General features: G+C 63.8%; 10 protein-coding genes. 8 read left to right on the top strand and 2 right to left on the bottom strand.

Annotated features, from left to right (window positions below):
* The 7 genes from ABC319_RS19590 to ABC319_RS19560 form a co-directional block, all read left to right on the top strand.
* The coding region (locus tag ABC319_RS19590) for a COX aromatic rich motif-containing protein (protein WP_413071943.1) at positions 1 to 424 on the top strand (424 nt) is incomplete at its 5' end.
* 20 nt (positions 425 to 444) lie between these two features.
* Positions 445 to 2442: a cytochrome o ubiquinol oxidase subunit I gene (gene cyoB, locus ABC319_RS19585; protein WP_413071942.1), complete on the top strand. Its 1998-nt coding sequence runs from the start codon at positions 445 to 447 to the stop codon at positions 2440 to 2442.
* A 1-nt stretch (position 2443) separates the two neighbouring features.
* Positions 2444 to 3079 carry a cytochrome o ubiquinol oxidase subunit III gene (cyoC, locus tag ABC319_RS19580; RefSeq protein WP_413071941.1) on the top strand — a complete coding sequence of 212 codons (636 nt, stop codon included), beginning with the start codon at positions 2444 to 2446 and terminating at the stop codon, positions 3077 to 3079.
* Positions 3076 to 3456 carry a cytochrome o ubiquinol oxidase subunit IV gene (gene cyoD, locus ABC319_RS19575; protein WP_413071940.1) on the top strand — a complete coding sequence of 127 codons (381 nt, stop codon included), beginning with the start codon at positions 3076 to 3078 and terminating at the stop codon, positions 3454 to 3456. Before cyoC ends, cyoD begins: the two co-directional genes overlap by 4 nt.
* 35 nt (positions 3457 to 3491) lie before the next feature.
* Positions 3492 to 4190, top strand: a complete 699-nt coding sequence (locus ABC319_RS19570) for an SURF1 family protein (RefSeq protein WP_413071939.1) — start codon at positions 3492 to 3494, stop codon at positions 4188 to 4190.
* A gap of 84 nt (positions 4191 to 4274) precedes the next feature.
* Positions 4275 to 4685 (top strand): low affinity iron permease family protein, encoded by a 411-nt coding sequence (locus tag ABC319_RS19565; protein ID WP_413071938.1) that lies wholly within the window; start codon positions 4275 to 4277, stop codon positions 4683 to 4685.
* A gap of 209 nt (positions 4686 to 4894) precedes the next feature.
* Positions 4895 to 5605 (top strand): Crp/Fnr family transcriptional regulator, encoded by a 711-nt coding sequence (locus ABC319_RS19560; RefSeq protein ID WP_413071937.1) that lies wholly within the window; start codon positions 4895 to 4897, stop codon positions 5603 to 5605.
* A 26-nt stretch (positions 5606 to 5631) separates the two neighbouring features.
* On the opposite strand, the gene ABC319_RS19555 is transcribed toward ABC319_RS19560, so the two are convergent.
* Both ABC319_RS19555 and ABC319_RS19550 read right to left on the bottom strand, forming a co-directional pair.
* A complete protein-coding gene (locus ABC319_RS19555) occupies positions 5632 to 5997 on the bottom strand; it encodes a response regulator (protein WP_413071952.1) in 366 nt (121 codons plus the stop codon).
* A 294-nt stretch (positions 5998 to 6291) separates the two neighbouring features.
* A complete protein-coding gene (locus tag ABC319_RS19550; protein WP_413071936.1) occupies positions 6292 to 7302 on the bottom strand; it encodes an SDR family oxidoreductase in 1011 nt (336 codons plus the stop codon).
* A 207-nt stretch (positions 7303 to 7509) separates the two neighbouring features.
* Between ABC319_RS19550 and ABC319_RS19545 the strand changes: the two genes are divergently transcribed.
* The gene (locus ABC319_RS19545; protein ID WP_413071935.1) at positions 7510 to 10014 is read left to right on the top strand and encodes a PAS domain-containing protein; all 2505 of its coding nucleotides are present in this window, start codon (positions 7510 to 7512) and stop codon (positions 10012 to 10014) included.
* Positions 10015 to 10048: the final 34 nt, after the last annotated feature.

Genomic DNA, 10048 nt, shown 5'->3' with positions numbered 1-10048 from the left:
CGGCGCGCTCCAGACGGCCAACTACATCGATCTGGCCAAGCCGAGCGAAAAGGTCCCGGTCATGCACTTCGCCTCGGTGCAGGCTGGCTTGTTCGATCGCATCGTCAATCGCTGCGTTGAGCCCGGCAAGCCCTGCATGGTCGATGTCATGGCCCGCGACATGGCGCGCGGCGGCGGCAACCCGAATGATCCTCGCATGGGCGCCGGCATGGCTCCCGGCCGCGCTGCGGCACCGATCATGGGCGAGAAGCCGACACCTGCACTGCAGAAGGCTCCCGAGGACAAGGGCACTGGTCCGAACGTGACCAAGCCCGCGCAACCGGACCCGCCCGGTCAGCGCAAACCCGGTGACCAGCGCAACCGCGACCTGTCTGCCGTCTTCCCATTCAACGTCCCCGGCGCCGCCCGCGCCGAGCGGGCCTGACCCCCGCGAACGGAACCACGATGACTGATTCCATGCTGAAAACCGTCTTTGGTCGGCTGACCTGGGAATCCTTTCCCTTTCACGAGCCGATCCTCTTCGGCACCTTTATCGTCGTGTCCCTGCTGGGGCTCGGGATTGTCGGAGCTATTACCCGCTATCGCCTCTGGGGGTATCTCTGGAGCGAGTGGTTCACGAGCGTCGATCACAAGAAGATCGGCATCATGTACATCATTCTCGGCATTATCATGCTGCTCCGGGGCTTCTCGGATGCGCTGATGATGCGCGCGCAGCAGGCGGTCGCGTTCGGGGCGAACCAGGGGTTCCTGCCTGCGCATCATTATGATCAGATCTTCACCGCGCACGGGACGATCATGATCTTCTTCGTGGCGATCCCGCTGGTGGTCGGCATCATCAACTTCGTCATGCCGCTCCAGATCGGTGCGCGCGACGTCGCCTTCCCGTTCCTCAACAATTTCAGCTTCTGGCTGACGGCGGCAGGCGCGGTGCTGGTGATGATCTCGTTGTTTGTCGGCGAATTCGCGCGAACAGGTTGGCTGTCGTACGCCCCGCTTGCTGAGCTCGCCTACAGCCCTGATACCGGCGTCGACTATTATCTATGGTCGCTCCAGATAGCGGGCGTGGGTACGACATTGTCCGCCATCAACATGGTTGCGACCATCATCAAGATGCGCGCACCCGGCATGACGATGATGAAAATGCCGGTGTTCTGCTGGACCGCGCTCTGCTCGAACGTACTGGCGATCGCCATCTTCCCGGCGCTCACCGCCGCCTTCTTCCTCCTCCTGCTCGACCGCTATGTCGGCACCAACTTCTTCACCAACGAGCTCGGCGGCGCGCCGATGATGTACTGGAACATGGTGTGGATCTGGGGTCACCCGGAGGTCTATGTCCTGGTCCTGCCCGCCTTCGGTATCTACTCGGAGATCACCGCAACCTTCTCGGGCAAGCCACTCTTCGGTTACTCGTCGATGGTTTACGCGACCGTCGTCATCACCATCCTCTCATATCTCGTCTGGCTGCACCACTTCTTCACCATGGGCGCTGGCCCGACCGTGAACTCGTTCTTCGGTATCGCCACCATGGTGATCTCGATCCCGACAGGCGCGAAGATCTTCAACTGGCTGTTCACCATGTACAAGGGCGACATCCGGTTCGAGCTGCCGATGATGTGGGTCGTCGCCTTCATGCTGACCTTCACAGTCGGAGGTATGACGGGGGTGCTGCTCGCCATTCCCCCAGCCGACTTCGTGTTCCACAACTCGCTGTTCCTGGTGGCCCACTTCCACAATGTCATCATCGGCGGCGTCGTCTTCGCGCTGTTCGCGGGCATGACCTACTGGTTCCCCAAGGCGTTCGGCTTCAAGCTCGACGAGTTCTGGGGCAAGGTGGCCTTCTGGGGATGGGTGATCGGCTACTGGGTCGCCTGGACTCCGATTTACGTCGTTGGTCTGATGGGCGAGCCACGGCGTGTTCATCACTTCGATGACACGAGCATCCAGCCCTATTTCATCATTGCGGCGATCGGCGCTCTCATCATCCTGGTCGGTATCCTCGGCTTCGTGATGAGCATCGTCATGGGCTTCGTGAAGCGCAAGCAGCTCGCCGACACGACGGGCGATCCGTGGAACGGCCGCACGCTCGAATGGTCGACCAGCTCGCCTCCTCCGGCGTACAACTTCGCGATCACGCCCGTCGTCCACGATCTTGACGCCTGGTACGATATGAAGGCGCGCGGTTATGAGCGGCCGGACGGGGGCTTCCGTCCCATCCACATGCCGCGCAATACCGGCAGCGGCGTGATCCTCGCCGGTCTCGCGCTCGTCCTCGGCTTCGGCATGGTCTGGTACATGTGGTGGCTCGCCGCCCTGAGCTTTGTCGGCCTGCTGGCGGTCGCCGTCGGCCACACCTTCAACTTCAAACGCGATTATTTCATCCCGGCGGATGAGGTGACGCGGACGGAAAGCAAGCGGCGGCAGCTGCTGGCCGCTGGAGCCTGACATGACCGATCACGCAATCGACGCCCGTGAGGCGGGCACTACCTGGCATCTCGCCGAAGAGGAGGACCACGACCACGGCGGCAACGGCGCCACCGTGCTCGGGTTCTGGATCTATCTGATGAGCGATGCGCTCATCTTTGCCTCGCTGTTCGCGATGTTCGGCGTGGTAAGCACCAGCTATGCGGGCGGCCCCGTGCCGCGCGAGATCTTTGACCTCAAGCTCGTTGCGCTCAACACCGCCTTCCTGCTCGCCTCCTCGATCACCTTTGGCGAGGCCATGCCGCACATGGAGGCCGGCCGGGTCGGGCCGACCCGCTTCTGGCTGGCGATCACCGGTCTGCTTGGCCTGGCATTCGTCGGTGTCGAGCTTTACGAGTTCTCGCATCTGATCGCCGAAGGTGCGGGGCCGCAGCGCAGCGCCTTCCTCTCCGCCTTCTTCACGCTCGTGGGCACCCACGGGGCGCACGTGACGGTAGGCCTCATCTGGATTGCTGCTTCGCTGATTCAGCTCGGGCAGCACGGGCTCATTCATCCGATGAAGCGGCGGCTGATCTGCCTCAGCATGTTCTGGCACTTCCTCGACATCATCTGGATCGGGGTCTTCACCTTCGTCTATCTGTATGGAGTGATCCGTTGAGCACCGAACCCTATGACGCCGCGCTGCACGCACACGGCGACACGCACGGGCACGGCAGCCGGCTTGGCTATCGCGTTGGATCGCTGCTCGCGATCGTGCTCACGGTCGTACCCTTCTGGCTGGTGATGTCGCAGTCAGGACCCGCACCCGGCTGGATTGCTGCGGTGATCTTCGGGCTCGCGATCGTTCAGATTGGCGTTCACGTGATCTGCTTCCTGCACCTCGACACGCGCTCGGAGGGCGGCTGGACGCTGCTGGCTTTCCTCTTCACGGCGGTGATCGTCGTGATCACGATCGGCGGGTCGATCTGGGTCATGTTCCACCTCAACACGAACATGATGCCGATGCCCGGTGCGCACATGGGCCCGGTTCGCTGACCGGCCTGCGCCGGTAGCAAGGGCGCCGGTCCACGATGAAGCGGCTGCTTCTGATCGGGCTGGCGCTCGCCGGTGTGCTGCTGTTCACCGCGCTTGGCGTCTGGCAGATCGAACGGCGCACCTGGAAGCTGGCGTTGATCGCGGCGGTGGACGAACGGATCCATGCGCCGCCAGCGGTAGCGCCCTCCGCGAACGAGTGGCTCCGGAGGGGGCCAGCAGCGGAGTGGCAATACCGCCACGTGACCGTCACCGGCCGGTTCGTGCACGCTCGCGAGACCCTCGTTGAGGCCGTCACTGAACAGGGCAACGGTTATTGGGTGCTGACCCCTCTGCGGGTCGCCGACGGGACGCTCATCCTCGTTAATCGGGGTTTCGTTCCTCCTGAGCGGGCAAACCGCACCACAAGGGCGCAGGCGCTGCCTGCCGAGCCTGTCGTAATCACCGGGCTTCTGCGGCTCACAGAGCCGGGCGGACGGGTCCTGCGGCCAAACCGGCCTGAGCAGGATCGCTGGTACTCTCGTGACGTTGCGGCCATTGCCCGAGCGCAGGGCCTTACCTCTGTCGCTCCGTACTTCATCGACGCCGACGCCAGCCCCAACCCTGGCGGGTGGCCGCTCGGCGGGCTGACCGTGATCTCCTTCCCTAACAACCATCTGGTCTACGCGCTGACCTGGTTCGGCCTTGCGCTGCTGTGCGGCTACGCGCTGCTGCTGGTCTTTCGCGCGAAACGCTAGCAAGCGCCTACACTCATCCGCTCCGCACTCGCGCCGCTGCTTAGCGTGCGTGCGACGCTGCATTGTCTCGAAGAAGGCGCAACCATGCTCGACAAGATATTCACCAAGCTGGCGGGTCGCACCGCGCAATTCGCCGGACAGCCGCTTGCCTTCGTCGTCGCGGCTGGCCTGATCGTTGTCTGGCTGCTGAGCGGGCCGGTGTTCCACTTCTCCGACACCTGGCAGCTGGTGGTCAACACAGCCACAACGATCGTGACCTTCATCATGGTTTTCCTGATCCAGAATTCGCAGAACCGCGATGCCGCGGCCATGCAGGCGAAGTTGGACGAGGTCATTCGCGCGCTCACCGATGCGCGGAACGAATTCATTGGGATCGAGCACCGGACCGATCGCGAAATCGAGGCCATCCGCTCGCAGCTGGAAGACGAATGCGCGGTTGCGGACCCCGCACACTCTGCCGCCACGAGCGTGTCTCGGTTGCGCAAGCGGTTCTAAGATCCGGGCCGCCGCGAGAGCCGGCATTTGGCCGCCTGTTGTGACGTTCGCCCAGCTTCAGGCACGTACGGTCATAGGTGCGCAGGTCTTGGGGCGGTGTGTCGGTACCTGGGCGCAGCGGTGGCCTCAGGAACGCTTTTGCACTAGCCTGAGCTTGACGGTCTACCGGAAGATCGCCTGAGTGGAGATCATGCTCTGAGTTCAGCGACGTGAAACAGACCAGCAATCCTCTATATTCCAAGCTTTCGACACACGTCTTTCTCGACGAGGATCATCGAAAGACGATCGACGATCTGTGCCTCGAGCAACGTAGCGTCCCCGGTCGCCGGGACATTTACCGGGAAGGCGACAAGCCGGAACATGTCCTTCTGGTGCTGGAGGGCTGGTTGGGCCGGAGCAAGACGCTGCGCGATGGCTCCCGCCAGTTCACATCCTACCATATGCCAGGGGATCTTTGCGGAACGTGCGCGTCGGTTCGCCGCGCTGCGGACCACAACCTAATGGCTATCACGCCGGCGACGGTTGCGATCATGTCGTGCGAGGGGATTGCCGAAGCTCTCCACGACCGACCCACCCTGCGCGCGGCACTCGCCTGGTCCAGCCTGGTCGAAGAAGCACTTGCCCGATCCTGGATGGTCAATCTCGGACGGCGAGACGCGTACACGAGGACGGCTCACCTGCTGTGCGAGCTACATCGTCGCCTGGAGCGGATCAATCATGCGCGCGACGGCGAATTCGAATTGCCGCTGACGCAAGAGGAAATTGCGGATGGTCTTGGGCTAACGGCAGTTCATGTGAACCGGACCTTGCGGCGGCTGCGCGAAGAAGGGCTTATCAAGCAGCACGGTCACCGCATGACTATTCTCGATCCTGACCGACTATGCGCCGTGTCGGGTTTCGATTCCGCCTATCTCAATTAGGGCAGAGCCGACCCAGGCTGTTTAGGCTACGACACAGCCTGCCTCGCCCGGTTCGGCGCCGTCAGCGCGCGCGTAAGCCCAAATGCGATGTCGGCCAGGCAGTAGGGTTTGGGTAGCACAGGCACATGCCCGAGCGTCGGCGGGATTGCGTCGCGTGCAAAGCCGGTAACGAAGATAAAGGGAATGCCTCGGTCGCTTAGCGTCTGCGCAGCCGGATAGCTCATCTGACCTCGCAAGTTGATGTCGAGGACAGCCACGTCGACATCGCTTCCGAGCGCCGCGCATTGCGCCTCATCGAGGCTTGAGGCGACGCCAGCCACTTCGGCCCCCATCTCATCGATCATGTCCTCGAGGAGCATGGCGATCATGGGCTCGTCCTCAACGATCAGCACCCGCTTGAAACCTAACGCTTCCACTCGTCTCTCCGCCGTATCTGGACCCCCGCCCTTATCCAGCGAACAACACGCTATCCCGCACGAGATCGGTTCAAGAGAAGGAGCCCGTCCCAGGTCCTGCGATCTTGTCAAAGATGTCTTACACAAGCGTTAACCGTCCGGGTGGGCAACTGCGCCCATCTCGTCGGACCGTTGGGTATTCGGCGAGGGCACCGAAGCCTGAACCATTTCGATGAAGCCTGCTGGCGTGACCTGTGCCAGAAACGCCGCCGCCGTTCACCTTGTTATAGGTCAGCCCCGGGGGCGCGGTCGTACTGCACGACCGGCCATGACCAGCGCGCCCAGCCCGACCAGCGCCGCGGTGGCAAGCCCGCCGGGCAACTTCTGCGCCTGGACGAGCAGGCTGCTATTGCGCGCGTAGACGTGCTGCGAGCCGCGGCGAGCGCCATCCGCGCGCGGCTCGTAGAGGTTGTCGCGACGTGCGGGGTCGCCCGCGTCACCGGGCTTCTGCTGTACGGCCACGCCGCCCGCCTCCATCATGAAGTCTGTTAGTCGAGGCGCGAGCCCCGCCAACTTCGCCGCCAGCCAGCCGCCGCCGCCAACGTACAGCTCACGCCGTGGCGTCGTGCAGGCAAACAGCACCGCGTCGGCGACGACCCCCGGCGTATAGAGCGGGGGTGGCAGGCGTGGCGGCGCCTCCATGAAGTTCCGCGCGTGTTCGGGGAACAGCGTATCGATCGCCGATGGCTTGATCAGCGTTACCGAGATCGGCGCGCCGTCGCGCTCCAGCTCCATACGAAGCGTGTCGGTAAGCGCCTGTACGGCATGCTTGGTAGCGCAATAGGGCCCCTGCTCCAAGATCGCACGCTCGCTGAGAATTGAACCGATGTTGATGATCGCCCCTCCTCGACTTCGGAGATGGTTGGCGGCCACAAGTGAGCCGGCGAGCACACCAAAATAGTTCACGTCGAACACATGGCGATGATCGGCGACCGGCACCTGCTCGAGCGTGCCATAGGTCGCAGCGGCGGCGTTGTTGATCCAGCTATCGAACCCCCCGAAGGACGATATTGCGACATCGGCAATCCTCCGCACGTCCGCGTCCACTGCAATATCGGCGGTGCAGACGGCGACCCTGCGACCCCGCGCGGCGAGATCGGCGCGGATCGCCTCGAGTGCGTCGGTGTTGCGAGCGGCCATCACCACCGCCGCGCCCCGCGCCACAGCCTCCTCGGCGATCGCGAGCCCATTGCCGCTGGTGGCGCCGGTAACAACGATCACCTGCTCGCGCAGCGGCTTCAACTTGACCATCACGAAAAGCTCCTGTCGGACCGGTGTGCGTCGTGTCCGCTGAAGCATGAACTAGCTTCGTCGCAGGACGATCCGTCGTTGCCATGGGGGAACAGCACCGCTTGGATTGACGCTGGCGAGTTCGATCCGGACGGAGTTAGATCCGTGTTTCCGCGATCCGAACTGGTCGCTGGAGCACTCGCCAGTTAGGATGGCGCGATGACACCGGTTCGCCCCGCTCTTGATGAGGATCGTCGCCTTGCGGCGTTGGCGCGCTATCGGGTGCTGGACACTGCGCGCGAGCAAGGTTTCGACGACTTGGCGGTCCTTGCGTCGGAGGTGTGTGACACGCCCATCGCGGTGGTAAACCTCATCGCTGACGGCCGGCAATGGTTCAAGGCTGAGGTCGGGCTCGGCGTCGACTCCACGCCGCTCGAAACGTCGTTCTGCGGCACCGCCCTCTTAGAAGATGAGTTCCTGCTGGTCCCCGACGCGACGCAGGACGCGCGGTTTGACTGCAATCCGCTGGTCACGGCCGACGGTGGTCTCCGCTTCTACGCGGGCGCGCTGCTCAAGTCGCCCGACGGTTTTCCGATCGGCACGCTTTGCGTGCTCGATCATAAGCCGCGCGCCTTGAGTGAGCGCCAGCAGCGTGCGCTTCGCATGCTTGCCAATCAGGTGATGGCTCAGCTTGAACTAAGGCTGGCGCTGGTCGAGCGGGAGGAGGCCAACGCCGAGCTCCGAGCAAGCGCGGCGCGCTTCCATGCGGCCGTAGACGCGGTGCAAGGCATCGTGTGGACGAACAGTCCAAGCGGCGAGATGGTTGGGGAGCAACCCGGCTGGGCCGCGCTTACCGGCCAGGGCCATAAAGACTATAGCGGCTACGGATGGGCGCGAGCGGTACATCCCGACGACGCCGAACCCACGGTCCAGGCATGGAACGCGGCGGTCGCCGAGCAGCGACCCTTTGCCTTCGAACATCGCGTGCGCCGGCACGACGGTGCCTGGCGACGCTTCTCGATTCGCGCGATCCCCACCTTCGATGAGGGCGGGGCTATCCGCGAATGGGTGGGCGTGCACACCGACGTCACTGATCTGCGGGAGGCCGAGGAGCAATTGCGGCGGCTGAACGGCCAGCTTGAGGAGCGGTTCTCGGAAGCGCTCGCTGAGCGCCAACTGCTTGCCGAGCTGGTCGAGCGCACGGACGCGTTCGTCCAGGTCGCCGACCTCGAGTTTCGTTGGCTGGCGATCAACAGAGCCGCGGCGGACGAGTTCGAGCGGATCTACGGCACGCGCCCACTCGTCGGCCACTGCATGCTCGATCTGCTGGCCGACCAGCCTGAGCATCAGCAGGCCGTGAAGGACGTATGGTCGCGTGCGCTCGGCGGGGACGAGTTCACGGCAACCGGACAGTTCGGCGCCCCCGGGCGGGATCGACGCTTCTACGAGATGAAGTTCAACGTGCTGCGGGACTCAGACGGCCGGCAGATCGGCGCCTATCAGTTCGTCTATGACGTAACGAAGCGGGTTCAGGAACAGGCAGCGCTGGCGGAGGCACAGGAGGCCCTGCGCCAATCGCAGAAGCTCGAGGCCATCGGCCAGCTCACCGGCGGCGTCGCGCACGACTTCAACAACCTGCTGACCGTGATCCGTGGCTCGGTAGACCTGCTTCGACGTGGCAATCTGAGCGAAGACAAGCGCGGCCGATACCTAGACGCCATCGGTGACACCGCGGAGCGAGCCGCCAAGCTTACCGGCCAGCTTCTCTCCTTCGCGCGGCGCCAGGCGCTCAGCGCCGATCTATTCGACGTCGGCATGTCGCTACAGGAGGTCGCGACCATGCTCCAGACGATGACCGGTTCGCGCGTTCAGCTATCGATCGAGGTGCCGCTGAGCCCTTGTTTCGTCGTCGCGGATCGGAGCCAGTTCGACACTGCCATCGTCAACATGGGCATCAACGCGCGCGACGCGATGGCCGGCGAGGGCCGGCTCAGCATCGCTGCGGGCGCGGTTTCCGGGCTCCCAGCGATCCGGGGGCATGCGGCCGTGGCGGGAGATTTCGTGGCAGTTACGGTGACCGACACCGGCGAAGGCATCCCGGCCGATCAGCTGGACCGCATCTTCGAGCCGTTCTTCACAACCAAAGGAGTCGGTCAGGGCACGGGCTTGGGCCTGAGCCAGGTGATCGGCTTCGCCAAGCAATCCGGGGGCGACATCAGGGTTTCCAGCTCACCCGGCGAGGGTACGACCTTTACCCTCTACCTGCCCCGCGCGCAGGCGGACGAGGCAGCGCTGCCCTCCCCCGTCGAAGAGATCAGTTCTATCCACGGAGGCGGAGTTTGCGTGCTCGTCGTCGAGGACAACCAGGACGTGGGAGGGTTCGCGACGGGCGCGCTCGCTGAACTCGGCTACGACAGCATGCTCGTCGCGGACGCAGCGTCCGCGCTCGAGTTGCTTCGCGACGATCCCGACCGTTTCCACGTCGTCTTTACTGACGTGGTCATGCCCGGGATGAACGGCGTCGAGCTAGCGCAGGAAGTTCGGCGCCTCCATCCGCGAGTCGCCGTCCTGCTGACGAGTGGTTACAGCCACGTTCTTGCTCAGAACGGGAACCACGGCTTCGAGCTCTTGCACAAGCCGTACTCGATCGAGCAATTGTCGCGCGTCTTTCGAAAAGCGGTTCAATGGCGGCTTGAGCCGGAGCGGACCATCCCGGCTCCGTAGGTCGGCTTCTGGGGGACAACCGGATCACGTCCGA

Origin of the sequence: Sphingomonas phoenicis (assembly GCF_047238005.1) — a bacterium.
GTDB lineage: Bacteria > Pseudomonadota > Alphaproteobacteria > Sphingomonadales > Sphingomonadaceae > Sphingomonas.
The sequence above is the reverse complement of the archived record's forward strand: the minus strand, read 5'-3'. Positions and strand labels throughout refer to the sequence as shown.

Bases quoted from the DNA above. Each gene is read 5' to 3' on its own strand.
- ABC319_RS19570 (WP_413071939.1), top strand. From the start codon at position 3,492: ATGAAGCGGCTGCTTCTGATCGGGCTGGCGCTCGCCGGTGTGCTGCTG.
- cyoB (WP_413071942.1), top strand. From the start codon at position 445: ATGACTGATTCCATGCTGAAAACCGTCTTTGGTCGGCTGACCTGGGAA.
- cyoC (WP_413071941.1), top strand. From the start codon at position 2,444: ATGACCGATCACGCAATCGACGCCCGTGAGGCGGGCACTACCTGGCAT.
- ABC319_RS19545 (WP_413071935.1), top strand. From the start codon at position 7,510: ATGACACCGGTTCGCCCCGCTCTTGATGAGGATCGTCGCCTTGCGGCG.
- ABC319_RS19565 (WP_413071938.1), top strand. From the start codon at position 4,275: ATGCTCGACAAGATATTCACCAAGCTGGCGGGTCGCACCGCGCAATTC.